General features: G+C 58.5%; 20 protein-coding genes. 14 read left to right on the top strand and 6 right to left on the bottom strand.

Going from position 1 to position 26,533, the window contains the following annotated elements; translation table 11 throughout:
* Position 1: 1 nt before the first annotated feature.
* Entirely contained in the window at positions 2–313 is a 312-nt protein-coding gene (locus NLK58_RS20505) for a YqfO family protein (protein ID WP_117620126.1), read from the bottom strand.
* Between the two features lie 415 nt (positions 314–728).
* Positions 729–4,634 (bottom strand): phosphoribosylformylglycinamidine synthase, encoded by a 3,906-nt coding sequence (gene purL, locus NLK58_RS20500; RefSeq protein ID WP_341581633.1) that lies wholly within the window; start codon positions 4,632–4,634, stop codon positions 729–731.
* 281 nt (positions 4,635–4,915) lie between these two features.
* Between purL and mltF the strand changes: the two genes are divergently transcribed.
* Positions 4,916–6,433, top strand: coding sequence for a membrane-bound lytic murein transglycosylase MltF (gene mltF, locus NLK58_RS20495; RefSeq protein WP_117620124.1), 1,518 nt, complete (start codon positions 4,916–4,918; stop codon positions 6,431–6,433).
* A gap of 18 nt (positions 6,434–6,451) precedes the next feature.
* Here the strand turns inward: mltF and NLK58_RS20490 are convergent, their stop codons facing one another.
* On the bottom strand, positions 6,452–6,922 hold the full coding sequence (locus NLK58_RS20490) for a regulatory protein RecX (protein WP_117620123.1): 471 nt from the start codon (positions 6,920–6,922) through the stop codon (positions 6,452–6,454).
* Positions 6,923–7,096: 174 nt separating this feature from the next.
* On the opposite strand from NLK58_RS20490, the gene NLK58_RS20485 reads away from it, so the two are divergent.
* Positions 7,097–9,562 (top strand): DUF349 domain-containing protein, encoded by a 2,466-nt coding sequence (locus NLK58_RS20485; RefSeq protein ID WP_117620122.1) that lies wholly within the window; start codon positions 7,097–7,099, stop codon positions 9,560–9,562.
* 13 nt (positions 9,563–9,575) lie between these two features.
* On the opposite strand, the gene NLK58_RS20480 is transcribed toward NLK58_RS20485, so the two are convergent.
* Positions 9,576–9,839: a late competence development ComFB family protein gene (locus NLK58_RS20480; RefSeq protein ID WP_117620121.1), complete on the bottom strand. Its 264-nt coding sequence runs from the start codon at positions 9,837–9,839 to the stop codon at positions 9,576–9,578.
* Positions 9,840–10,027: 188 nt separating this feature from the next.
* Between NLK58_RS20480 and NLK58_RS20475 the strand changes: the two genes are divergently transcribed.
* The 4 genes from NLK58_RS20475 (at position 10,028) to NLK58_RS20460 (ending at position 16,662) form a co-directional block, all read left to right on the top strand.
* Positions 10,028–11,236, top strand: a complete 1,209-nt coding sequence (locus NLK58_RS20475) for an acetyl-CoA C-acetyltransferase (RefSeq protein WP_117620120.1) — start codon at positions 10,028–10,030, stop codon at positions 11,234–11,236.
* A gap of 30 nt (positions 11,237–11,266) precedes the next feature.
* Complete coding sequence (locus tag NLK58_RS20470) at positions 11,267–13,417, top strand: 3-hydroxyacyl-CoA dehydrogenase NAD-binding domain-containing protein (protein ID WP_341581632.1); 2,151 nt, start codon at positions 11,267–11,269, stop codon at positions 13,415–13,417.
* Positions 13,418–13,664: 247 nt separating this feature from the next.
* Positions 13,665–15,836, top strand: a complete 2,172-nt coding sequence (locus tag NLK58_RS20465; protein ID WP_341581631.1) for a carboxy terminal-processing peptidase — start codon at positions 13,665–13,667, stop codon at positions 15,834–15,836.
* A gap of 25 nt (positions 15,837–15,861) precedes the next feature.
* The gene (locus tag NLK58_RS20460; protein WP_117620117.1) at positions 15,862–16,662 is read left to right on the top strand and encodes a helix-turn-helix transcriptional regulator; all 801 of its coding nucleotides are present in this window, start codon (positions 15,862–15,864) and stop codon (positions 16,660–16,662) included.
* On the opposite strand, the gene mtnA is transcribed toward NLK58_RS20460, so the two are convergent.
* Positions 16,651–17,715 (bottom strand): S-methyl-5-thioribose-1-phosphate isomerase, encoded by a 1,065-nt coding sequence (mtnA, locus tag NLK58_RS20455; RefSeq protein WP_117620116.1) that lies wholly within the window; start codon positions 17,713–17,715, stop codon positions 16,651–16,653. The two genes, NLK58_RS20460 and mtnA, sit on opposite strands and share 12 nt — an antisense overlap.
* Before the next feature lie 109 nt (positions 17,716–17,824).
* On the opposite strand from mtnA, the gene NLK58_RS20450 reads away from it, so the two are divergent.
* The 8 genes from NLK58_RS20450 to rdgC are packed head-to-tail and all read left to right on the top strand — an operon-like array spanning position 17,825 to position 23,578.
* Positions 17,825–19,177: a TRZ/ATZ family hydrolase gene (locus NLK58_RS20450; RefSeq protein WP_117620115.1), complete on the top strand. Its 1,353-nt coding sequence runs from the start codon at positions 17,825–17,827 to the stop codon at positions 19,175–19,177.
* Between the two features lie 20 nt (positions 19,178–19,197).
* Positions 19,198–19,914, top strand: a complete 717-nt coding sequence (gene ubiG, locus NLK58_RS20445) for a bifunctional 2-polyprenyl-6-hydroxyphenol methylase/3-demethylubiquinol 3-O-methyltransferase UbiG (protein WP_117620114.1) — start codon at positions 19,198–19,200, stop codon at positions 19,912–19,914.
* Complete coding sequence (gene gph, locus NLK58_RS20440; protein ID WP_117620113.1) at positions 19,889–20,563, top strand: phosphoglycolate phosphatase; 675 nt, start codon at positions 19,889–19,891, stop codon at positions 20,561–20,563. Before ubiG ends, gph begins: the two co-directional genes overlap by 26 nt.
* A 58-nt stretch (positions 20,564–20,621) precedes the next feature.
* A complete protein-coding gene (locus NLK58_RS20435) occupies positions 20,622–21,371 on the top strand; it encodes a YciK family oxidoreductase (protein ID WP_117620112.1) in 750 nt (249 codons plus the stop codon).
* Entirely contained in the window at positions 21,371–21,604 is a 234-nt protein-coding gene (locus NLK58_RS20430) for a glutaredoxin family protein (RefSeq protein ID WP_117620111.1), read from the top strand. Before NLK58_RS20435 ends, NLK58_RS20430 begins: the two co-directional genes overlap by 1 nt.
* A gap of 12 nt (positions 21,605–21,616) precedes the next feature.
* On the top strand, positions 21,617–22,387 hold the full coding sequence (gene yaaA, locus NLK58_RS20425) for a peroxide stress protein YaaA (protein WP_341581629.1): 771 nt from the start codon (positions 21,617–21,619) through the stop codon (positions 22,385–22,387).
* A 47-nt stretch (positions 22,388–22,434) separates the two neighbouring features.
* The gene (locus NLK58_RS20420; protein WP_058090221.1) at positions 22,435–22,635 is read left to right on the top strand and encodes a DUF2788 domain-containing protein; all 201 of its coding nucleotides are present in this window, start codon (positions 22,435–22,437) and stop codon (positions 22,633–22,635) included.
* A 19-nt stretch (positions 22,636–22,654) separates the two neighbouring features.
* Positions 22,655–23,578 carry a recombination-associated protein RdgC gene (rdgC, locus tag NLK58_RS20415; RefSeq protein ID WP_117620109.1) on the top strand — a complete coding sequence of 308 codons (924 nt, stop codon included), beginning with the start codon at positions 22,655–22,657 and terminating at the stop codon, positions 23,576–23,578.
* A 45-nt stretch (positions 23,579–23,623) separates the two neighbouring features.
* On the opposite strand, the gene NLK58_RS20410 is transcribed toward rdgC, so the two are convergent.
* Positions 23,624–26,386: a GNAT family N-acetyltransferase gene (locus NLK58_RS20410; protein ID WP_341581628.1), complete on the bottom strand. Its 2,763-nt coding sequence runs from the start codon at positions 26,384–26,386 to the stop codon at positions 23,624–23,626.
* Positions 26,387–26,533: the final 147 nt, after the last annotated feature.

The raw sequence follows: 26,533 nt of genomic DNA, 5'->3' as shown, positions 1-26,533 counted from the left end.
GCTACAAATCCTCAAGGCGATAAATCTCATAAGCGGGCTCTTCATAAGGATGAGCCCGCTTTAGCGCAGCAAGGGCGTCTTTGATCAGATCATCCTCGCAAACCAGCTCCACCTTGTATTCATCCACCGCTTCAACCTCACCGGCTTTCCCCAGGAAAGGGTCACTCCCTTCCAGCGGGCGAAACTGCCCCCTGCCGAGGCACTGCCAGGCGCAACGATCATAATCACCAATGCGGCCCGCCCCGGCATCAAACAGCGCCTGTTTTGTCTGTTCGACATGAGTTTCCGGGACGAAATAACACATCTTGTACATCGAAGACCCTCCTTCAAATCGGATATTTTTTGTACAGATTAATAGCTTAGATACTTACCCACAGAATCTGTGGATAACTCTGGGGAAAGTTTTTGGGAACAAGCTCTCAAACCCCGCAATCACTGAACTCCCGTCAAATTGGCGACAAAATCACCTGATTGTTTTTTCATTTATTTTTCAATTAGTTATAGCTTTCAAGCAAAAGTTGAACCGAACTCCATGTTTTTGCTCACAGAACAAACAGGAAGGCACCACGAGTGTGCATAAAAATACTCAGTCAAGGGATTTTTTACCAATTTTTTCGTATTTTTATCTTGAAAAACGCTGAAAAACAGAGCAGCAAATAAAAAGCCGGCTTTGGAGTAAACGCTTCTTGCAAGCGCATCCAAAACCGGCTTGTTTTCCGGCCGATTAATCAGCCGAACCAGCGTCTCGCATTCCTGAACATCCGAATCCAGGAACCGTCTTCCTGCCACCCGGAGGGATGCCAGGAATGCTGAACAGCGCGGAACACACGCTCAGGGTGAGGCATCATGATGGTCACACGGCCGTCACGGGTAGTAACCCCGGTAATGCCGGCCTCTGAGCCGTTCGGGTTGTAGGGATAGCGAACAGTGGCTTCACCCCGGCTATCCACATAACGCAGGGCCACCAGTTCATTCTCAGACAAGCCCGCGGCAGATGTCCCGCCAGCGAACTCAACCCTGCCCTCACCATGAGCGACCGCGATAGGCATACGTGAACCGGCCATACCATCCATGAAGGCAGACGGCGACGGCATCACTTCAACCATCGCCAGGCGAGCCTCAAACTGCTCGGACTGATTGCGCACAAAACGCGGCCAGCCTTCACTGCCGGGAATCAGCTCGTGCAGATTGGAGAGCATCTGGCACCCGTTACAGACGCCGAGCGCCAGGGTGTCCTGCCGGTTAAAGAAAGCCGCGAACTGATCCCGGACACGGTCGCTGAACAAAATGGATTTCGCCCAGCCTTCGCCCGCGCCAAGAACGTCACCGTAAGAGAAGCCGCCACAGGCCACCAGGCTGTTAAACCCATCCAGAGTCACGCGGCCAGAGAGCAGATCACTCATGTGCACATCGACAGACTCGAAGCCGGCGCGATCAAACGCGGCCGCCATCTCCACTTGCCCGTTCACACCCTGCTCGCGCAGAACAGCCACCTTCGGACGTGCGCCCTTGTTGATGTAAGGCGCAGCCACATCGTCATTGATATCATAGGAAAGTTCGGCGTGAAGACCTGGATCTTCGGCATCCAGCAGGTTATCAAACTCTTCCCGGGCGCAATCGGCATTGTCACGCAGGGACTGGATACGGTAGCTCGTTTCAGCCCATAGGCGCTGCAACTCAACGCGCGCCTCATCAACAACCGTCGAGCCTTCAAAAGTCAGGCGCAGCCGGTCAGTGTCGTTCGGGCTGCCAATAACGCTGATGTAATCTCCAAGTCCGGCCGCCGAGAACTGCTGCAGCACAAAACCGGTGTCTTCCCGGCGCACCTGGATAACGGCGCCCAGCTCTTCGTTGAACAGCTCCCGTGCAAACTGGGTACGGTCTTCTGCCAGGCCATCAAGCTTGATGTCGACCCCGGAGTGGCCGGCAAAACACATCTCAGCCAGGGTTACGAACAAACCACCGTCCGAGCGGTCGTGGTAGGCCAGAAGCTTGTCGTCCGCATTGAGGCCCTGGATCACAGCGAAGAAGGCCTTGATATCCTCGGGGTCGTCCAGATCCGGCGCTACCGCCCCTACCGCGCGATAAACCTGGGTCAGCGCAGAGCCGCCCAGGCGGTTCTGGCCAGCGGCGAGATCCACCAGGATCAGATCGGTTTCGCCGGCCTCTTTCACCAACTGCGGGGTCAGGGTTTTCGCGACATCAGTGACCGGTGCAAAGCCGCTGACAATCAGCGAAAGCGGTGCGGTTACACTCTTCTGCTCACCGTTATCCTCTTCCCACATGGTCCTCATGGACATGGAGTCCTTGCCGACCGGGATCGTAATTCCAAGCTCCGGGCAGAGTTCCATGCCCACCGCGCGAACCGTTTCATAGAGGTTTTCGTCTTCGCCCGGGTGACCTGCCGCGGCCATCCAGTTGGCGGACAACCGGATGTCGGAAAGCTTGCCGATTGGCGCCGCAGCCAGATTGGTAATCACCTCACCCACGGCCATACGGCCGGATGCCGGCGCATCAATCGTGGCAACCGGCGTACGCTCGCCCATTGCCATGGCTTCACCGGTGCGGACATCAAATGAGCTGGCAGTGACTGCCACGTCGGCGACCGGAACCTGCCAGGGCCCTACCATCTGGTCACGGGCAACCAGGCCTGTGATGGTGCGGTCACCGATGGTGATCAGGAAGCTCTTGGAGCCCACGGACGGCAGGCGGAGAACCCGGCGGATGGCATCGTGCAGATCAACCTTCGTGGAATCAAAAACCGGTTTGGTAAACGAAGCGCGGCTGATACTGCGGTGCATGCGGGGCGGCTTGCCAAACAGCACCTCCATGGGCAGATCAACGGGCTTGTCATCAAAATAGGAATCGCCGAGCTCAAGATGGTGCGCTTCGGTCGCCTCACCAATCACCGCATAGGGGCAGCGCTCGCGGCGGCAGAGGGCATCGAACAGCTCCAGGTTTTCAGGCGCCACGGCCATGACATAACGTTCCTGGGATTCGTTACACCAGATCTCCAGTGGAGACATGCCCGGCTCGTCGCTCGGAATATCCCGCAGCTCGAACTTGCCACCACGGCCGCCATCTTTTACCAACTCCGGCATGGCGTTGGAGAGACCACCGGCGCCAACATCATGAATAAACGCGATGGGGTTTTTGTCACCCATCTGCCAGCAACGGTCGATAACTTCCTGACAGCGGCGTTCCATTTCAGGGTTATCACGCTGTACCGACGCAAAATCGAGATTTTCATTACTGGAGCCGGAATCCATGGAAGAGGCGGCACCACCACCGAGGCCGATCAGCATGGACGGCCCGCCGAGGACAATAAGCTTGGCCCCCACCGGAATGTTGCCCTTCTCCACATGCTCTTCACGAATATTACCGAGACCGCCGGCAATCATGATGGGCTTATGGTAACCGCGCACTTCCTCACCGGCAGCACCGGGCACCTTCTCTTCAAACGTTCGGAAATAGCCGGCCAGATTGGGGCGGCCAAATTCGTTATTGAACGCGGCACCACCAATCGGGCCTTCGATCATGATGTCGAGGGCCGAGGCAATCCGCTCTGGCTTGCCATAATTGATTTCCCAGGGCTGGGGATCATCGGGGAGGTTCAGGTTGGAGACCGAAAAGCCTGCCAGGCCTGCCTTGGGCTTGGAGCCACGGCCGGTCGCACCTTCATCCCGGATTTCACCGCCGGAACCGGTCGCTGCACCGGCCGCCGGCGCAATGGCCGTCGGGTGGTTATGGGTCTCCACCTTCATGAGAATGTGGATGTCTTCCTCATTATAGCCGTATACACCGGTCTCAGGATCCGGGTAGAAACGGCCACCACGACTGCCCCGAATGACGGAAGCGTTGTCCTTGTAGGCTGAGAGAACACCTTCGCTGTTCATTTCATAGGTGTTGCGGATCATGGCAAACAGGGATTTTTCCTGGCCCTCGCCGTCGATATCCCAGGAGGCATTGAAAATCTTGTGACGGCAATGCTCGGAGTTGGCCTGGGCGAACATCATCAGTTCAACATCCGTCGGATCCCGTTCAAGATCCGTAAAGGATTTGACCAGGTAGTCAATTTCATCTTCTGCAAGCGCCAGCCCGAGACGTGAGTTTGCCTCCACCAGCGCATCCCGGCCCCCAGCCAGGACCGGAACCCGTCCAAGCAGCCGTGGCTCTTCATGGCTGAACAGCAGTTCCGCGCCGCCCATTTCGTGAAACACCTTCTGGGTCATGCGGTCGTGCAGCAGTGCGGCAATTTTCTCACGCTGTGCCAGACCCAGCTTGCGGCCAGACCTCACATAGTAGGCGGTACCTCGCTCGATCCGGTGAATCTGCCGGAGCCCGCAGTTCCGGGCAATGTCTGTCGCCTTGCTGGACCAGGGTGAGAGGGTGCCGGGGCGTGGCACAACCAGGAACAGCACACCATCGGGCTCTTCCACTGGCACACTGGGTCCGTAGGTCAGAAGCCGGTCGAGTATGGCCTGCTCGGATTCTGAAAGGTCGGCCTCCAGATCAACGAAGTGCATGAACTCTGCATAGACATGCTCGATTTCAGGCACGATTTCCTGAATCCGGGAATGCAATTTGCGGGAGCGGAATGGCGAGAGCGCGGGTGCGCCGCGAAGTTCAAGCATGATATCAACCTGTATCGCGCGAAACGGGGAAGCCTGGGTGCAATTTGAAAGGCCGCCATGATACTCGAAAGCGGGGTCAGGATACAGCGCTGGAAACGTTAACCCCGGACAGTACAATTGACATTGTTTTGCATGTTAATTAACCAGATTTATTGACCAGACCTCCGACACCAAGGATCATCTAAAGGCTGGAAAGGGAATCCACTCTCGGGATAGGAAAGGATACGGTGCCCTCACGTTCGCCGTAACCAGATGATCCAGCTATAACGGAGACCAAGGATTTGTCGAGATTTCGTACTGCGATAGCAGGCGCACCTGCCAGGACCCTTCTTCTCCTTGGTGTGGCCTTTATTATTACCGGTTGCTCACGGCCCACCACCCTTCAGGAAATCCGGGAAGAGGGTGTTCTGCACGTTATCACTCGCGTCGCGCCCTCGATTTATGTTGAAGGAGAGGACGGGCCGACGGGCTACGACTATGAATTGGTAAAGCTCTTTGCCGAAGGGCTGGGCGTGAAACTCCGCATCCGCGTTGCCGAAGACAATACAGAAATCCTCTCGGTGCTGGAGAAAAACTACGCCCATATCGGCATGGCCGGGCTCTCCGGGCAACCGGCGCTTGCCGGCCAGTACCACACCGTACCGACAGGCATTACCGCTCAGTCTGTTCTGGTCTACAATCGAGACGTCGAAGGCCCTGACTCTCTGGCTGATCTTGCGGGAAAACCACTCCACGTTGTTGCCGAAAGCAACCACGAGGACTGGCTCGCCGAGGCACAGACGGAAATCCCTGACCTGCAGTGGCAAGTCCACCCCGGCCTCGATGCCGCAGGAGTACTGACCCGGGTCGAAAGCGGAGAATTTCCGTATGCGATCATCTCCTCCAACGAACTGGACCTGAACCACGTCTTCTACCCCATGGTGAAAGAGGCCTTTGCTATCGGGGAACCCCGGAAGCTTGCCTGGTTCTTTCCCGCAGCCCAGGACAAATCACTGGCCGCCGCCGCTGAGGAGTTCCTGGAAAAGCTCAGGGCCAACGGCACTCTGGCCCAGATTTCCGAACGCTTTTACGGTCATCTCGACCGCCTGAATTATGTCGGGGCACGCACCTTCATGCACCACGTGGAAAACCGGTTGCCCAAATACGAGTCCCTGTTCCGTGACTATGCCAGGGATTTCAGCATGGACTGGCGACTGCTCGCCGCCATCGGCTACCAGGAGTCCCATTGGCGCCCCAACGCTGTATCGCCCACGGGCGTAAGGGGCTTGATGATGCTGACACGCAACACGGCCAGCCACATCGGCATCAACAACCGGCTGGATGCGGAAGAAAGCATTCAGGGCGGCGCCAAGTATTTCAAGATAGTGCGTGAAAAAATTCCGGAGCGAATCCCGGAACCGGACCGGACCTGGTTTGCCCTGGCCTCCTACAATGTTGGCTTCGGGCACCTTGAGGATGCCAGAAGGCTAACGGAAGGCGCTGGAAAGGATCCCGACCGGTGGATGGACGTGAAAAAATTCCTGCCATTGCTGGCCCAGAAGGAGTGGTACACGAAAACCCGTTTCGGCTATGCCCGGGGCCAAGAGCCGGTGGTCTACGTTCAGAACATCAGACGTTACTATGATGTGCTGGCCCGCCTCAACGAACCGGGCACGCCGCCACCTCCCCCGGAAAAACCGCAATTCGTTCAGATGGAAGAAAAAAGGGATAACAACAATCCGGCGCAGGATGTGTACCCGGAATCCAAGCTCAGGGCGGGCCTGCCGCCGGAACTGGGCATGATCCCACCCACACTCTGAGTCATCGACTGCAAACGGCTACTGTGAACGGGCCTCCAGAGCTCTCTCCACTTGACTGGCCGAAAACCCGCGCCGGTTAAGAAAACGTGCCTGGCGAAGCTTCTCGTCCCAGTCTTCACTGAGATCCGCCAGACCAAACCGCTTCTCCCTGAGATCGATGGCCTTCTGACACCAGTCCTCCTCTGCCATGTCATCCAGGCATACCGGGCTGCGGTGAACCCCGCGTTGCTGGAGTTCCCCAAGAATTCGCAAGGGCCCATAGCCAAGGTCCATTCGCTGGCGGGCATAGACATCGGCAAAGCGGTTATTGTCGAGCCAGCCTTCACTCTCGTATTCGTCGAGCACAGCCTCGATAACGTCGCCCGGGACTTTCCTCTGGCGGAGTTTCAGGTTCAATTCCAGACGGCTGTGCTCCCGCCTGGCCAGCAACCTGAGGGCCGTTGCCCGAGCCTTGTATTCCTGATCGTCCTGATTTTCCTGTTTTGCCATACAGACCCTTTCCGCATACGCATACAAAACGCTAGACTAGCCGCGAATTTCTCCAGCTGGCCAGACAGACTGGCCGGTGAAACTACCCGGCATCCGAACCCGGGCGCCGATGGCCGGTGGCGGCTTAACTTTGCCCGACACCGTGAACTGGTTTCAATACCAAAGGATACTCTTATGGCCGCGTTCATCCAGAAACTGTTCAGATCCCGCAAGACACCCGATGCTGCCCCGAAAAGCCGGAAAGCCCCCCAACCTGCCCCGGTCGGGCAGGAAGACACGCGGGCCAGCCAGAGAGAGGAGCAGCTCAGAACGATGGAAGGCTCCCCGTCACAGGATGTCCTGGCAAAAATCGCGATTGAGGGCGCAACGGCTGATATCCGCCAGACTGCCGCCAGCCGGTTGACCGAAGAAAGCCGCCTGCAACAGGTTCAGAAGCGGGCCAAGAGCAAAGACAAAGGGGTGTATCAGACCGTCAAACTGACGCTCCAGAAACTGCGGGAGGAACAGGCCCGCCAGGAAGGTATCACCCAGACCATTGCCACGCTCATCAGCCACGCCCGGAATCAGGCACAGAGTGACGATACCAAACTCTACGAAGCCCGGCTGGATTCCTTGTTGAAACAATGGTCAGAGGTGGAAACTCACGCCTCCCCCGAACAGGCCCAGACTTTCCTGGAGGCGGTTCATCGGTGCAAGGAGAGGATAGCGGCCATCCAGTCTGCTGCCGAGGACGAAAAACGCCAGCGCGAGCAGACATTGCAGCGCCGGGAAACCCTGAACATGCTAACCAGCACTCTGGATGATCTCAAGGCGCAGTCGCCGCAGACCCTGCCCTCACAAGCGTCCCTGGATGCCTTGCAGAAGACCCAGGAAAACCGGTGGCTTGAGGCAACCCGGGATACCGCCGTCGAAAAGCAGGAGCAGAAAACTTACGAGACCGCCATGCTCGCCCTGCGCAACTATCTGAGTGCGGTGAGGCGCATCAACCAGGAGCGGGAAACGATTGCCGAGCTAAGCGCGGCCCTCGACAGCAAGCAGGACACATCCGAGGATCAGCGCGCCCAGGCAAAAACACTGATCCAGGAAATCCGTTGGCCGGAAGGCTATCCCAGTCCGGCACTGCTTGAGCCACTTCGCAAGCTGGCTGGAAAGCGCAAATCCCCCGTTGAAGCGCCGGCGGATCAGGAACGACAAAAAGCCCTGGCGGCTCGCCTGCACACCGATCTGCAACAATTGGAAGAGGCCCTTGAGGCAAAACAGCTCAAAGAATCGAAACAACTGTTCAAGACGGCCCAGCAGCACCTGAGGGACCTTGACCATCGCCATGGCAAACCCTTCCAGGCCCGGATGCAGCTTCTGACCGGACAACTGAGAGAGCTTACCGACTGGCAGGGCTTTGCCACAGAGCCAAAGCAGATTGCCCTGTGTGAGCAGATGGAATACCTGGCCGACCAGCCCATGGACCCGGAAGCCAAGGCGGAGCGGATCAAGGAATTGCAGAACGAATGGCGGGATCTGGGCGGATCTTCAGACCGAAGCCTCTGGTCCCGTTTCAAAGCCGCTTCGGACAAAGCCTACGAACCCTGCAAAGCGTATTTCTCCGCAAAATCCGGGTTGAAGCAGGCGAATCTGGAGAAGCGATCCGCCATTTGCGAGCAACTGGAAACCTTCCTGGACAATGCCGACTGGTCTTCCATCGACTGGAAAGCCACCGAACGCATTCACCAGACCGCCCGCCAGGAATGGAAGGAAGCCTGGCCGGTGGAGTTCCGGGACAACCGGCAGGTTCAGAAGCGGTTCGATGATCTGCTTAAAAGACTGGAAGCGCCGCTGGATGAGGAGCGCCGTAAAAACGAGGGCCTGAAACAGGAGATCGTCCAGACAGCCCAGGCGCTGGTGGATCACGAACCTCTGCAGGATGCCATGAATAAAGCCAAGGCACTGCAAACTGACTGGCAAGCCATTGGCATTACCCGTCACCGGGAAGACCGCAAACTCTGGCAGGCCTTCCGCAAGGCCTGCGATCAGATATTCGCCCGCCGGGATACCGAACGCAGCGAACAGCAACAGGCTTACCGTGCCGCTGACGAGGCTGCGAAAGCCAGCCTGCAGCAATCGTCCGGGGTGACTGGCGACAGCGACGAGGAGGCAATAATGGCAGCGCTCTCCGCCCTCCGGGAAATTGATGCCGCTGCCCTTTCAAAGGGTGTCAGGGAGCAGGTTCAGCAGGAAAAACAGCGCCTGGCCCAGATTCTGTCAGGCCTGCAATTGCAGTCAAAAATGACGTCCTGGCGGTCGCTTGTGCTCGCAGCTGCGACCGGTGAGGCTGTGATCGATGCGGCCCCGGAGCACTGGTCTGAACTGGCAGACGCTTCAGACGGCCAGGACCCGGCTGAGCTGGTGATCCGCGCCGAAATCCTGTGCGGCGTGCCGTCACCGGATTCGGATCAGCAACGCCGGATGGAAATCCAGGTGCAGCGCCTGGCCGACGGAATGGGGTCCCCGGATACCAGCGGCGATCAACTCAGGGACGTGGAAAAGCTGGTAGCGAACTGGTGCCTGGGCGCGACCGGCGAGGCCGCGAATCGCGAACTGGCAGAGCGCCTGAATGGTGCACTTTCCAACCTGATCAACTCCTGAGCAGATAAGCGGGTCACTGCCGCTGGTGCTCCCGGACAAATTCCCTGGCGTCTTTCACGGCGGCCAGGGATTTTTGTTTCATTTCCTTCAGCTCTTCATCCGCCAGATAGAACATCATATCGATGGAGTGGCGGTAATAGCGCGTGGGCAGGCGGTTTAGCGCCACACACATGACGTCGGTCAGATAATCTGCGGTATCGGACTCCTCACGGGTCGCGTCAATCGCATCCACCACCAACCGTTCGTAGAAATTGTCGATTGCATCTCGCAGAGACATGGCAAACGCCTCCTGAATTCATCTGCGGTTCTTAACACCATAGAAGCCACACCGCGGCTTGTCATGGTGCATGAGCAATTTCGCCAATGCGATTGGCAGACCGCGTCACTACACCCCACAGCTGCAACCGGCTATGGTTGTGTTATCGATAAATCAATCCCGAAAACAACATGGCCAGAGGACAAGCAATGACCACCGAGGCGTATATCTTCGATGCAGTCCGCACCCCCAGGGGGCGTGGAAAAAAAGACGGATCACTCCACAGCGTCAAACCCATCACGCTGTTGACCACGGTGCTCCGCGCGCTGCAGGAGAGGAACAGCCTGGACACCGCCCAGATCGACGACATTGTTATGGGCTGCGTGACCGCCGTTGGCGACCAGGGTGCGGATATTGCCAAGACTGCGGCCCTGGCGGCAGATTGGGATGAAAAGGTGGCGGGCGTCACCCTGAACCGTTTCTGCGCTTCCGGCCTCGAGGCGGTCAATCTCGCCGCCATGAAGGTGCGCTCGGGCTGGGAAGACATGGTGGTTGCCGGCGGCGTGGAAGCCATGTCACGGGTGCCCATGGGCTCCGATGGCGGCGCCTGGGCCACGGATCCGGAGACCAATCTGCACACCGGTTTCATGCCCCAGGGTATCGGCGCTGATCTGATCGCCACTCTTGAAGGCTTCAGCCGTGAAGATGTCGACGGTTTCGCCGTGAGATCCCAGCAGAAAGCCGCCAGCGCCTGGCAGAACGGCTACTTCGCAAAATCCATTATTCCGGTCACCGACCAGAATGGGGTTGTCATCCTAGACCGTGATGAGCACGTTCGCGGCAACACTACGGTTGAGTCCCTCGCCGGTCTCAAGCCCTCGTTCCAGATGATGGGCGAAATGGGCTTCGACGGCGTGGCCCGGGAAAAATACCACTACGTGGAAAAGATCGATCACGTGCATCACGCCGGCAACTCCTCCGGTATTGTCGACGGCGCCACCGCCCTGCTGATTGGCAGCGAAGCCAAGGGCAAGGCCATGGGCCTGAAGCCCCGCGCCCGCGTTGTCGCCACCGCGGTTACCAGTACAGACCCAACCATCATGCTCACCGGCCCTGCCCCCGCAGCCCGCAAGGCATTGGAAAAGGCAGGCATGACCGCCGACCAGATCGACCTGTTTGAAGTCAACGAAGCCTTCGCCTCAGTGGTGATGCGCTTCCAGCGGGAACTTTCGGTTCCCGACGAAAAAGTGAACGTGAACGGCGGCGCCATCGCCATGGGCCACCCGCTGGGTGCCACCGGTGCCATGATTCTCGGCACCCTGCTGGATGAGCTGGAGCGGCGAGAATTACGCTACGGCCTGGCCACCCTGTGCGTCGGTGGCGGCATGGGTATTGCCACCATCATCGAGCGCGTCTGAACCCGTCCACTTTTTTAAGGAGAACCGATTATGAGTGCCATCCGTTATGAACTGGATTCAGACCAGATCCTGACCCTCACCATCGACCTACCTGGCCAGTCCGCCAACACCATGAATGCCGTCTTCCGGGAAGCCCTCTCGGAAACCACCGCGAAGGTCAAAGGCGACCTGGACAACATCCGGGGCGTGATCATTGCCTCGGCCAAGAAAACCTTTTTTGCCGGCGGTGACCTGAAAGAACTTCACAAGGTCACCCGGGAAGACGCCAAGACCTTTGAGGATATGGTCAACGGCCTGAAAGCCGATATGCGCTTCCTGGAAACCAGCGGCAAGCCGGTGGTCGCCGCCATCAACGGCACCGCCCTTGGCGGCGGGCTCGAGATCGCCCTGGCCTGCCATCACCGTGTTGCCATTAACGATGACAGCATCCAGCTGGGCCTGCCGGAAGTGACCCTGGGGCTGCTGCCCGGAGGTGGCGGCACCCAGCGGCTTCCGCGGATGATTGGCCTTGAGGCTGCCTTCCCGTACCTGATGGAAGGCAAGAAGTTAAACCCGAAAGCCGCCCTGAAAGCCGGCATTGTCGATGAGTTGGCGGATTCCTACGAGGGCATGATCGCCAAGGCCCGTGCCTTTATCGACGCCCATCCCAAGTGTCAGCAACCCTGGGACCAGAAAGGCTTCAAAATCCCAGGCGGCGCCCCCCATCACCCCGCCATGGCCCAGAAGCTGGCCATTGCCCCGGCCATGCTGAAACAGAAAACCAAAGGCTGCTACCCCGCGCCGGAGCGCATACTCTCCGCCGCAGTGGAAGGCGCCCAGGTGGATTTCGATAATGGCAGCCTGATCGAAACCCGGTATTTTGCCGAGCTGGTGATTGGCCAGGTCGCCAAGAACATGACCGGGACCTTCTGGTTCCAACTGAACGCCATCAAGGCTGGGGGCAGCCGCCCCGACGGCGTTGAAAAGGAAACCTTCCGCAAGGTGGGTGTGCTCGGTGCAGGCATGATGGGAGCAGGTATCGCCTACTCTACGGCCTCCCGCGGTATTGAGGTGGTTCTTAAAGACGTCTCGATGGAAAACGCCGAGAAAGGTAAAAGTTATTCGGAGAATCTGCTGGCCAGGAAAGTCAGCCGTGGCCGGATGACCGATGGACAGAAAGCCGACATTCTCGGCCGCATCAAGGCCACCGACTCCGCTGAAGATCTGGAAGGCTGCGATCTGGTGATTGAGGCCGTGTTCGAGGACAGCGAACTGAAGGCCAGGGTAACACAGGAGGCGGAGCCCTGGCTGGTGAACAATGGCATCTTTGCCTCCAACACCTCCACCATACCCATTACCCAGCTCGCAGGAGCTTCGACAAAGCCTGAGAACTTTATCGGCCTGCACTTCTTCTCCCCGGTCGACAAAATGCAGCTGGTGGAAATCATCGTTGGCGAACAAACCTCCGATGAAACCTTGGCGCGCTCATTCGATTACGTGCAGCAGATTGGCAAGATCCCGGTGGCGGTGAACGACAGTCGGGGCTTCTTCACCTCCCGGGTATTCGGCACCTTCGTTAACGAGGGTATCTGCATGCTCGGCGAGGGCATTCACCCTTCCAGCATCGAAAACGCCGGGCTACTGGCGGGCATGCCTGTGGGGCCGCTGGCGATATCCGATGAAGTCAGCATGACCCTGATGCAGCACATCCGGAACCAGAGCAAAAAAGACACCGAAACCGCAGGGGGCACCTGGAACGCCCACCCGGCGGAAGCGGTGATTGATGCGATGGTTAACGAGCATGGCCGCAAAGGCAAAGCAGCAGGCGCCGGATTCTACGACTACCCCGCCAACGGCAAAAAACACTTGTGGCCAGAGCTGGAGAACCTGTTCGTGGATACGCGGAAGGCCCGAAATGTCAGACTGCAGGAACTGAAGGACCGGATCCTATTCATCCAGGCCATTGAAACCGTCCGTTGCCTGGAAGAAGGTGTTCTGCGTACGGTGGAAGACGCCAACATCGGCAGTATTTTCGGGATTGGCTATGCGCCCTGGACTGGTGGCACCCTACAATTCATTAATCAGTATGGCGTGAGAGCGTTCACAGAGCGGGCGACAGAGCTTGCCAGCGTTTATGGCGAGCGCTTTGCTCCACCCAGACTGCTGCTGGAGAGAGCCGAGAGCAACTCACCCTTCGCCTGAGGCCACCGCGCCGGGAGGAGGATGACAGCGCCTCCCGGCATTCTCACTGCGAGATTTCTCTGCTTTCTGCGCACCGCCAAAGGCTTTCCGGTTACTAACCTGCCGGCTTCATGGACAGATTGTCACGAACCGATACGTGCTGCCTATGGCAACGGGTGTAGCGCTTGCCTACAATAAATTTATTCGCTCACGGTCAGGCAAGCGTCTTTACTGTGCTTTTCTGCCCAACACCGTCAGGTATACATTTATGACCATTGCGGAAAGAATTATGGCCCGTCGCTCTCCGGCACAGAACATCCGGACAGGAGTATGCAAGGCAGTCACGGTTGCGCTGCTGCTCTCGACGCCACTGGGACTGCAGGCCAAAGTCGACTCTCCGTCGATCTACGAGCCGGTCGCGCCCACTATCGAGCAGGCACGGGCAAACATCCTGATTGCCCGCCAGCTGCAGTTTACCCATTTCCGCAATCTGGGCATCAGCGACAAGCTGTCCGGCGATGTGTTTGATGCCTATCTGGCTTATCTGGACGGCCAGCGAATCTACCTCACCAAAGGGGACATCCAGAAGTTCGACCGGATAAAAGGTCAGTTGGGTTCAGCCCTGAAAACCGGCCAGTTACAGCCCGGCTTCGATATCTACAATCTGGTCCAGCAGCGCATCATTGAGCGACTGCAGTTTGCCATTAGCGTGATCGACAATGGCATCAACAATCTGGATTTCTCGGAAAACGAGCGCATTCTCGTCGATCGCTCAGAAACGGACTGGGTACCTGATGCCCGGGCCCTGGACGAACTCTGGCGCAAGCGAATCAAGAACGCCGTCCTGGCACAACGACTCAGTGGCACCGAGGACGATGCTATTAAAGAAACGCTGCTTCGTCGCTACGAAGGTCAGCTAAAACGCGCCTACCAGGCCCGCAGTGAGGATGCGTTTCAGGCCTACATGAACGCGTTTACCGGCATGTGGGATCCACACACCTCTTATTTTTCGCCGCGCACATCCGAAAACTTCAACATCAACATGAGCCTTTCTCTCGAAGGGATCGGTGCGGTTCTGCAGTCAGACAACGAATACACCAAGGTGGTCCGGCTGGTTCCCGGCGGGCCGGCGTCCAAGCAGGGCCAGTTGCAACCGGCAGACCGGATCGTCGCGGTGTCCCAGGAAGATGAAAAACCCGTGAATGTCATTGGCTGGCGCCTTGATGAAGTCGTGGACCTGATCCGCGGCCCAAGGAACTCAACCGTGACCCTGGAAGTTATTCCGGCCACCGCCTCTGATGAAACCATGACCAAAACCATCGCCATCAAACGGGATGAGGTGAAACTGGAAGAGCAAAGCGCCAGCAAAGACACTCTCCAACTGGAGCGGGGCGGCAAGGAATACACCATTGGCGTTGTCACGATCCCTACCTTCTACGCTGACTTCCAGGCCATGCAGGCCGGTGACCCCAACTACAAGAGCACGACCCGGGATGTTCGCAAGCTGATTGCCGAGCTGCAGGCGGAAGGCGTCGACGGGCTGGTGATTGACCTGCGCAATAACGGCGGTGGCGCCCTGCATGAGGCCAATGACCTGGTCGGCCTGTTTATCGACAAAGGCCCAACCGTGCAGATCCGCAACGCCAACAACGACGTGCAGGTGCTCAACGATGACGATCCGTCCGTTGCTTATGACGGCCCTCTGGTGGTCCTGACCAACCGCATGAGTGCGTCCGCCTCCGAGATCTTCGCAGGGGCCATTCAGGACTATGGCCGTGGGCTGGTCGTCGGCTCGCAGACTTTCGGCAAGGGGACAGTGCAGGCCGTTCGCCCGCTGAACCATGGCCAGCTCAAGATTACCCAGTCGAAGTTCTACCGGGTATCCGGCGGTTCGACCCAGCACAAGGGAGTTATCCCGGATATCGAGATTCCGTCCCGCATCGACAAGACCCGAATCGGTGAAGACGCCCTTGATCATGCCCTTCCCTGGGACCAGATTGAGGCCGTGCCTCACACCCGCTACTACGATTTCAGCGGAATTATTGATGAGCTTCGCAAGCGTCATGAGGAGCGCTTCTCGACAAGCCCCGAGTTCAGTCTTTTGCAACAGGAAATCGACTTCCTGGCCGAACAGCGGGCGACAGACAGCGTCAGCCTTAATCAGGAAGAACGCCGCGAGCAGCACAAGCAGGTTGAGCGCACCCGCCTGGCGATTGCCAATGCCCGCCGGGAGCTCAAAGGAGAGCAGCCGTTCGATTCGCTGGACGATCTCGAAGACTGGCAGGACCAGCAGGCCGCGGACCTGAACTCAACCGATGAAGAACTCGATTTCGTCATTCGGGAAGGTGGACACATCATGGCGGACATGCTGGATCTGGATAGCCGCATGGCTTCTATTCTGACCCCACAGCAGTTTGCGGCCCAGGCTCCGGCCAGATAAGTGGCAGCAGAAGCCACCAGCTCCCATGACTGAAAACGGCGACGGCGGACAGGACAACCGGCAAAAGGCGCGAATGCTTCGGGACATGCTCCTGGACGCACTTCATGCCATGCGCTCTCTGGAAGAGGTTGACGGCCTTGAAAAACCGGCGGCCCAGGAACGAACGCAAGAGGGCCTGATTGACCGCCTGGCCAGCCTGACCGGCTCGGCGCTTCGTTTTGGGGTCAAGGCCACCGACACTTCCCGTCGGGTTGGCCGGGCCCTGATCAATTCCCAGGATCAGCTGCGGGCCATGCTAACCGCTGGTCAGTCCCTGAAAGATATCCGGGAAGTGGCCGGCCTGACCCTGTCGGAAATGAGCGAGGCCCTGAATCTCCGGGACAAATCGGTCCTGGAAGCCATTGAAAACGGCACCACCACCCTCTCGTTCGAATTGATCCTCCGGCTTGCTGCCCTTATCGCCCGGAACGACCCCATTCCGTTCATCATGCGCACCACGCGCAACTACAACCCCGAGGTCTGGCAGCTCCTGAATGACTGGGGTCTGGCAAGGCTGCCGCTGCAGTTCGAGCGCGAGCGGGAGTTCATCAATATCTTCCGCCGGCATGACGATGCCCGCACGCTTTCAGACGAAGGTTTCCAGAAGGTACTGGAGTTCACCCGCCACAGTTTCGAGATGTCCCTGCACTTTGTGGAAGAACAGGAAAGGCAGGTAGAGGAACTGCGTGCGGCTTATGAGGAACCGGAGCCCGCTGAGCCCGGCAAGCCTGAAAAGCAGCCAACGGCCAGGAAGCGACCAGCGGGCAAGAGTCCGTCAGCCAAATAGCGCCCGCATACCGGTAATATTCGGGTTATGCACCACCCCCTTTTCCGTAACGATGGCATCAATCAGGCTGGCCGGGGTTACATCAAACACCGGGTTGAACACCTTTACGCCTTCCGGCGCCAGCGGAATCCCCCGAATCTCCCGCACTTCCAGGCCTTCACGCTCTTCAATGGGGATGTCCGCGCCCGAGGCCAGGGACATATCCACCGTGCTGGAGGGGGCCACCACCATAAAGCCAACCTTATGGTGGCGTGCCAGAACCGCCAGGCTGTAGGTGCCGATCTTGTTGGCGACATCGCCATTGGCGGTGATGCGATCCGCACCGACAATGACCCATCGCACCTCTCCCCGAGCCAGGATCGCCGCCGCCGCACCATCGACATTCAGGGTGACAGGGATACCGTCGCGGGATAGCTCCCAGGCGGTCAGGCGACTGCCCTGAAGCCAGGGCCGGGTTTCATCGGCAAAGACTTCCTTCAGCAGCTTTTCCTCGTTCAGCCGGCGGATAACACCCAGCGCTGTGCCGTAGCCGCCTGTGGCCAGAGCTCCGGTATTGCAGTGGGTAAGCACCGATATGGGTTTGTCCGGCGCCATGAATTCCAGGGCATGGTCCGCCATGGCAACATTGGCGGCGAGATCTTCCTCGTGAATCGCCACCGCCTCTTTGGCCAGCCGCTTTTCCGCCTCGTCAAGGGAATGGCATTGGTGAAACACCTGCTCCATTCGCTGCAACGCCCAGAACAGGTTGACCGCCGTGGGTCGGGACGCTGCAAGCTCGCGGATAGACTGCTTTATTTCCGCCTTCCAGTCGCCGCCACCTGCATGCCGTGCCGCCAGAGCGATCCCGTAAGCCGCACTGATACCAATGGCCGGGGCGCCGCGAACCACCATATCCCGAATGCTCTGCGCCACACCGACTGCGCCTTCGAGGGTAATCCAGTGCGCCTCCCCGGGCAGCAGGCGCTGGTCCAGCAGTTCAAGACTGCTGCCGTGCCATCTTATGGCAACGGTGCCAATGCCACGCTCAGAAGACGGTTTCGGGGTTTGTGCCATAAAAATGCTCCGGTTTGCAGCGCTGAAAAGCTTCAGTATAACGGTTATACTTCCGGACTACATTTCCATAGCGCGGCGGCACCGCGCCAACCGCTGGAAGGCAGGGTTAATGACGGCCGACACCATCACCGCAGCCGATATTCGCATCAACGCACGCTGGCTGATCCCGATTGAGCCGGCGGGCATGGTGCTTGAGAACCAGGCAGTGATCATTCAGGGAACCCGGATTGCCGGGATTATTCCCCAACAGCAGGCAGACCGGGAGTTCAGAACCCGCGAAACGGTTGATCTGCCGCATCATGTGGTCATGCCTGGCCTGATCAATATGCACGGCCACGCGGCGATGACGCTCTTCAGGGGCATGGCGGATGACCTTCCGCTGATGACCTGGCTGAACGATCACATCTGGCCGGCCGAGGGTCGCTTTATCAGCGAGCCGTTCATTGCCGATGGCACCCAGCTGGCCATGGCCGAAATGCTGCGCACAGGCACCACCACTTTCTCGGACATGTACTTCTTCCCCGAGATTGCGGCCCAGGTCGCCCACGACGCCGGTATCCGCGCCCAGATCTGCTTTCCGTTACTGGATGCCCCCACCCCCTGGGGTTCAGGACCGGAGGAGTATCTGAGTAAAGGGCGAGCGTTTATCGACACCTGGAAGGCCGATGACTACATCATGTCGGCCATTGGCCCCCATGCGCCCTATACTGTGTCAGACGGCCCCATGGCCGAAGCGGTCCGGCTGTCAGAAGACACCGGCGCACGGATCCAGATACACCTGCATGAAACGGCTTTCGAAGTGGCCGAGGCCAGTAAAAAACTCGGCAAGCGCCCAACAGCCCGGTTGGCAGAGCTTGGCGTGTTGCGCCCGGAAACCCAGTGCGTACACATGACCCAGATCGATGACAGCGATATCAGCCTGCTTCAGCAGTCTGGGGCCCAGGTTATCCATTGCCCGGAATCCAACCTGAAGCTGGCCAGTGGCCTGTGTCCGGTCCAGAAACTCCTCGATAGCGGAGTAAACGTTGCCATCGGTACGGACGGTGCCGCCAGCAACAACGATCTGGACCTGTTCGGTGAAATGCGCACCGCTGCCATGGTGGCCAAGGTTGTGGCCGGGGACGCTGCCGCGCTGTCGGCGCACCGGGCCCTGGAAATAGCCACCATCAACGGTGCCCGGGCCCTCGGCCGGGATCACGAGCTGGGCTCCCTGGTTTCGGGCAAGCTGGCCGACATCATAGCCATTGACCTGAGCGACCCGTTCCTGCAGCCGGTTTATGACCCCGCCTCCCACCTCGTGTACAGCAACCACGGCCGGTCAGTAAGCCACAGCTGGATAAACGGCGTACCGCAACTACAGGATGGCCGGCTTACCCGAATTGATGTCGCCGATCTCATGCTTCGGGTCGATGACTGGGCCGGGCGAATCCGCAAACGCACTGACCAACCGATTTTCTATTGATTCACCAGGCAGAACCAACCATGACAAACCAGAACGTAGACCGGAATGAAATCGCCAAGTTTGAAGCCCTGGCCAGCCGCTGGTGGGATCCCACCAGCGAATTCAAGCCGCTGCACGACATCAATCCCCTGCGCCTGAACTACATTGACGAGCGGGTCTCCCTGGCTGGCAAGCGAGCACTGGATGTCGGCTGCGGCGGCGGCCTGCTGTCCGAGGGTATGGCCCGGCGCGGCGCCCACGTAACCGGCATCGACATGGGCGAGGCGCCACTCTCCGTGGCGCGGCTGCACGGCCTGGAAAGCGGGGTTGATGTAGATTATCGCCAGATAACCGTGGAAGAACTGGCCCAGGACAGCGAGCATGCCGGCCAGTACGATGTGGTCACCTGCCTGGAAATGCTGGAACACGTGCCGGACCCCGCATCGGTGATCAGGGCCTGTGCCGCCATGCTCAAGCCCGGCGGCCATCTGTTCGTCTCAACCATCAACCGCAATCCGAAGTCGTTCCTGTTCGCCATTGTCGGTGCCGAATACGTGCTCAGGCTGCTGCCGAAGGGAACCCACGAGTGGAAAAAATTCATCCGGCCCTCGGAGATGTCCGATCACCTGCGTCACGCCGGACTGGATGTCCGTGAGCTTACCGGCATGACCTATAACCCGGTCACCAGGATCTACAAACTGAGCCGGGATGTGGACGTGAACTACCTGATGCATGCCAGGGATATCCGTGAAGACTGAGCCCTCTGCTGTCCTGTTTGACCTGGACGGAACGCTGATTGACACGGCACCGGATTTTATCCGCTGCCTGAACCAGTTGCGGGAACAGCATGGACTGCCTGCCCTGCCCCCGGAACACATTCGCCGCTCGGTCTCCAACGGCGCCCGGGCGATGATCCGGGTCGGGCTCGGGCTGAAACCGGAAGATCCGGATTATCTGGAAAAGCACACGGCCTTCCTGGATCTCTACGAAACAGGCGTGGCGGTTGAAACCACACTGTTTGAGGGCATGGACGAGCTTCTGAAAGCCCTCGAGGCGCGGGGAATACCCTGGGGCATTGTCACCAACAAGCCGGCCCGGTTCGCCGTACCGCTGATCCAGGCACTGGATCTGGCAGACCGCTGTGCGGCGCTGGTCTGCCCGGATCACGTTGCCCAACGCAAACCTCACCCCGAAGCTCTGATCCTGGCCTGCCACCAAATGGGCACGGAGCCCGGCACAGGAATTTATGTGGGCGACCACGAACGTGATATCGAAGCCGGGCGTAATGCCGGCATGAAAACCATTGCGGTGCGCTACGGTTACATCGAGCAACCGGAGAGCATTGACCTGTGGCAAGCCGACCTGATCGCCGACACCGTCACCGATCTGGCAAAGCTGTTACAATAGCCAGCCAATTTGACGATCCGGCTTCCAGGCCGGGAAAAGCTTGACACGGAGACAGATTATGCATGATTACCAAGCACCCGCGGATCTTCTGAAAGACCGTATCGTCATGGTTACCGGTGCCGGAAGCGGCATTGGCAGGGCCGCCGCCAAAGCCTATGCCGCCCATGGTGCGACTGTCGTACTTGTGGGCCGCACTGTCAGCAAGCTGGAAACGGTTTACGACGAAATCGAGGCCGCGGGCCACCCGAAACCTGCCATTGTGCCAATGAACTTCGAGGGGGCGGCAGTCAAGGATTACGAAGAACTTGCGATGACCCTGGAAGATAATTTCGGCCAGTTGGACGGCTTGCTGCACAACGCCGCCATCCTGGGTAACCTATGCCCGGTGGAGTTGTACGACCCGGAAACCTGGAACAAGGTCATGCACGTGAACACCACGGCCCCCTTTCTCCTGAGCCGGGCGATGATTCCCCTGTTGCGCAAATCCGGCGATGCCTCGGTGATCTTCACCTCCTCCAGCGTCGGCCGGAAAGCAAGGGCCTACTGGGGCGCTTACGCAGTCTCCAAGTTTGCGGTAGAGGGCCTCAGCCAGTTGCTGTCCGAAGAGCTGGATGACGAGCGTCACAATGTGCGGGTAAACAGTCTGAATCCGGGCGCCACCCGTACCAATATGAGAGCCCACGCCTACCCGGCGGAGAACCCACAGCAGAATCCGGCGCCGGAAGACCTTATGCCGATTTACCTGTATCTCATGGGCAGGGACAGCCAGGGTGTCAACGGCCAAAAACTGGACGCACAACCGAAATAATGGAACTGCTTTTTTACACTACGTCTCAGTGCCATTTGTGCGAACTGGCCGAAGCCCTGCTTGTAAATACGCCGATGCCGGAACCCATACCGGTAGACGTGGTGGACATTGCCCAGTCCGAAGAGCTGGTGGAACGCTACGGCACCCGGATACCGGTGTTGCGACGTAACGACACCGGCGAGGAACTGGACTGGCCTTTTACCAGGGATGAATTACTCACATTCCTGCAATGAGGATTGCCTGACATGCTGATGGTTATTTCCCCTGCCAAGACGCTGGACTATGAAAGCCCGCTGGCGACCAGCACCTACAGCCAGCCGGACTTTCTCGATGAAGCCTGTGAGCTGGTCGATCAGCTCAAGGAACTGGAACCGCACCAGATCAGCAACCTGATGGGCATCAGCGACAAGCTGGGCCAGCTGAACGCCGGGCGCTTCCGGAACTGGCACACGCCGTTTACGCCCGAGAACGCCCGCCAGGCCGTACTGGCTTTCAAGGGCGACGTGTACACCGGCCTGGACGCCGAAAGCTTCAGTGAGCAGGATTTCGAGTTCGCCCAGCAACACCTGCGCATGCTCTCAGGCCTGTACGGGGTACTGAAACCTCTGGACCTGATGCAGCCCTATCGCCTGGAAATGGGTACCCGGTTCGAGAACCGCCGTGGCAAGGATCTCTATGCGTTCTGGGGCAGCAAGATCACAGACGAGATCAACCGCCTGCTGGCAGACGATGACGGCGTACTGGTGAACCTTGCCTCCAACGAGTATTTCAAAAGCGTAAAGAAGAAAGACCTTGAAGGCCGGCTGGTTACCCCCCAATTCAAGGACTGGAAGAATGGTCAGTACAAGATGATCAGCTTCTACGCCAAGAAAGCCCGCGGCCAGATGTGTCGGTTTGCCATTCAGAACCGCATTAAACAAGCCGACGACCTCAAGGGGTTCAACCTCGAAGGCTACTACTTCAGCGAAGACCAATCCGATAAGAACAACTGGGTTTTCCTGCGGGATGAACAATAGGGAGTCAACCTGAGGCTTCCTGATCCACGTTGATATCGGAGTAAACAATGAACGAAGCAGTGTTTTCCCAGATCGCCATGCTGGTGTTTCTGACCGGCCTGATTGTCTGGATGGGTTTCATCGTCTGGGATCTGGCCAAGAAATCACAGGCCGGAAAATTCGGCACCATTGCCCTGTTTACCGTACTGGGCGCCGGTGTTGTGGGCTTTATCGTTAAAACCGTACTCGTAGAGATCATGCAAATATGAAAGACAAGGACCAGCCCTGATGTGGTTTCGCAACGCTCGCGTATTCCGTTTTACCAAACCGTTTGATATCTCCGCCGAAGAGCTGGAAGAAAAGCTCCGGGAGGACGCCTTCAAGCCCTGCGGTCCCCAGGAAACCAGCCGCCAGGGTTGGGTGCCGCCGCTGGGCAAGCATGGTGAGCTGCTGGTTCACAGCGCCAACGGCTACCATCTGATTGCCCTGCGCAAGGAAGAGAAGATTCTTCCCGGCCCGGTGGTCAAGGAAGCGGTTGAAGAAAAAGCAGAAGCCATTGAATTCGAGCAGGGCCGCAAAGTTCGCCGCAAGGAAAAGGACGAGATCAAGGAACAGGTGATGCTGGAGATGCTACCGCAGGCCTTCTCCAGGAATCGCCGCTGTTTTGCCTATCTCGCACCACAGGACGGTGTGCTGGTCGTTGACGCCGGCTCTGCGAAACAGGCCGAAGATCTGGCCTCAACCCTGCGCAAGAGCCTGGGTTCGCTACCGGTGCGCCCACCGGCCGTGGAGCAGGCACCCGCCTTCACCTTTACCGGCTGGCTGAACGAATCCATTGATTTACCCGGCACAGTGGTTCTGGGCAGTGAATGCGAACTGAAAGATCCGTCCGAGGACGGCGGCGTGGTGCGCTGCAAAGGCCTGGACCTGAAAGCGGACGAAATCCGCAATCATCTGGACGCCGGCATGCAGGTTACCAAACTGTCTCTCACCTGGGATGACAACGTCTCGTTCGTGCTGGATGAGGAACTGGGCATCCGCCGCCTGAAATTCGGCGAAACCCTCCAGGACCAGCTCGACGACGTCGATGCGGACGACGCGGCGGCCAAGTTCGACGCAGCCTTCACCCTGATGACCCTGGAGCTGTCCAGGCTGATTCCGGGACTGCTGGAAGCCCTGGGCGGCGAAGACCGCTCGGCGATTGTCGCCTGAACTCGTGAACTCGGGGTCAGATGAAAATGGGGTCAGATGAACTTTTCATCTGACCCCATTTTCATCTGACCCCATTTTCCCCAACCGCTCCCGCTGCCAGTCCTTTTCCGGTTCATTCAGAACCAGCCGCAGATCCATCACTTCCTCTTCCGTGTTGAACTTGATCTCGAAACCCAGATGCTCCGCCAGTTGCAACATCGGGCGGTTGTCCGGCAGCACGTTTCCGACCATTTCCATGGTGCCCCGGGCACGGCAGTAGTCGATCATTTTCTGCATCAGTGCAACGCCCAGGCCTTCACCCTTCATTTTGTCGTGCACCATCACCGCAAACTCGCATTGTAGGTTGTCGGCGTCGGTCCACGTTCGCACGGTTCCAAGGGTTTCCTCACCCTCGCCGTCTTCCTTTGGCGCGTTGGCGATGAACACCATTTCCCGGTCGTAATCAATCTGCACCATCTGGGCCACGTCTTCCCGGGAGAAGTGCTTGCGGTACTGGAAGAACCGGTAGCGGATGGATTCGGGCGACTGCAACTCATGGAAGGCCCGGTGGGCAGGTTCATCCTCGGCCAGTACCGGCCGGATAATCACCCGCCGGCCGGATTTCGGTAGCACAATCCACTCTTCGAGCTCTCTGGGGTAAGGCTGGATAATCGGCCGGCCGGGCTTGTCCGCCAGGTTGATGGCGATATTCACGGCTACAGCCCCCTGTTCGTTAAACAGCAAGGGCGCGATCTCCAGGCCCTGAATCTCCGGAATGTCGATCACAATCTGGGACAGTGTCACCAGGGTTTCAGAAACCGCCCGGATATCCTCCTCCGGCTTCAGGCTGTGTTCCTTGAGCAGCTTGTACATATAGGTGCGGCGCAGAAGCTCCCTTGCCAGCACCATGTTCAGAGGCGGCAAAGCGATCTGGCGGTCGGTCATCACGTTGATCTGGGCACCGGCGGCACCGCAGACCACGAGTGGGCCAAACAGCGCGTCCCGGGTGATGCCAACGCTGAACTCGATACCACCCACATGCTGGTAGGAACGCTGCACCGCAAACCCAAGAAAGCCACTGTCCGGGAAGTGACTCTGATATTCCTCCATCAGGTAGCGGCAGGAATCCATGATGGCTGCTTCACTGTTCAGCTTCTGCACGGTGCCCTTGTAGCGCCGTTGTGTCGGACTGAGATTCAGGAATGGGTGGCAGGCCTGCTCATGAATGATGGTGATATCAATCGGCCTGCGTTCAACCGCAAAGGCCTCCAGCACCTCTTCCATGTCATCGCAGTAAATCGTGTCAATGGTGCTGACCCCATAGTCCCGAACAAGATCACGGGCTTCGCGGTTGGACAAGTGGCAGCGCCCCGAACGCAATGCCCTCATGACCACCTTACGAGTGTGAGTGCGGTCGGCAAAATGATCGGTAAAGGATTCCGGGGTTTCCGTCAGCAGCCGCTGAACCCGCTGATGGCGAACATGCTGCATGAACGCCATCACCGCCTTCTCCGGATTGAAGAACGACGGCAACCCGGCCCGATAGAACTCCTCCCGGGCATCCATGACCGTACTCTGGCCCAACCAGCAGGTGAACACATTCAGGCGGGTGCCCTTGGAAGCCTGCACCACCGCGTCAGCAATCTGGAGACTGTCTTCGGTCAGGCTGGGTGCGTACATCACCAGCACATTCGCCACTTCCGGATCCTTGGCCAGGATCTTGATGGCCTTGCCGTAAAGCTCAGGAGACGCATCGTAGTTAAGGTCAATGGGGTTTTTGCGGGTCCAGTATGGGGGCAGCAGCTGGGCCAACGCCTTGATGCTGGATTCCGACAACTCCGCCAGCTCGCCGCCCAGGTCCGCCAGCCGGTCCACCGCCAGCACCCCCGGCCCTACTCCATTGGCCATGATCGCCAACGTTTCCCGCCGGAGCGGTCGCATTCGCGTCAGGGTTTCCAGGGCATCGAACATCTGCCCCAGACCGTCAACCCGCAGCACACCGGCACGCTGCAGCATGGCATCATAGATCGGGTCACTGCGTTTGAGCCCGGCCGGTAATTCATGGGGAAACCACTCGGATTCCGGCACCCGGCCGGATTTCACCGCAATCACTGGCTTGGTGCGGGAAGCCACCCGGACCGCCGACATGAAACGACGGGCGTTGGGAATGTTCTCGATGTGAAGCAGAATAGCGCGGGTCTGGGTGTCCTGGGCCAGGTAATCAATCAGATCGTCATGATCGATGTCCATGCCATCGCCAAGGGTCAAAAAATAGGAAAACCCGACACCCCGGGCGAAAGCCCAGTCAATCACCGAGCTGGCAATGGTGCCCGACTGGCCAACGAAAGCCACCCGGCCAGGAATCACCCCCATGTGGGCATAGGTGGCGTTCAGGCTGCGGGCCGGCACCATCAGACCGATGGTGTTGGGGCCAAGAACCCGTATACCGGTTTCCCGGGCCGCCTCCCGTACCGAATACATCAGGGGCTGCCCGGTTTTACTGTGAGTACGGGACATGCCACCGGTCATCACAATGGCGGTGCGAACACCGGCCTCACCCAGTCGTTTTATGGTCTTGGCTACGGTGTCCGGCGGGGTGCAGATAATGGCCAGATCCGGGGAAAATTCCATTTTCGAGACTTTCCTGACGCACGGCACCCCGTGGACGTTCTCGTAATCGTTCTGGTTAACCACCAGCAACCGTCCGGGATAACCGCCCCCCATCAGGTTCCTTAATACCATGCCGCCAAGGTTATCCGCCCGCTCCGACGCACCGATCACCACAATGGACGCGGGGTTGAACAGGCTTTCCAGATACCGGGTGCTCAAGCTGACTCTCCTTCTGTCCGGCCGGAAGGCCGTTGAGGTAATAAATGCAATAAAACAGGTTACTTATGGATGCGACCCTTATCTTATGCCGTGAACCGCAGATGTGAAATGGCTATCGTCTCTATAAGACCAAAGAAACACGGCACC

It is taken from the genome of Marinobacter metalliresistant (genome assembly GCF_038098645.1).
GTDB classification, from domain to species: Bacteria; Pseudomonadota; Gammaproteobacteria; order Pseudomonadales; family Oleiphilaceae; genus Marinobacter; species Marinobacter metalliresistant.
The sequence above is the reverse complement of the archived record's forward strand: the minus strand, read 5'-3'. Positions and strand labels throughout refer to the sequence as shown.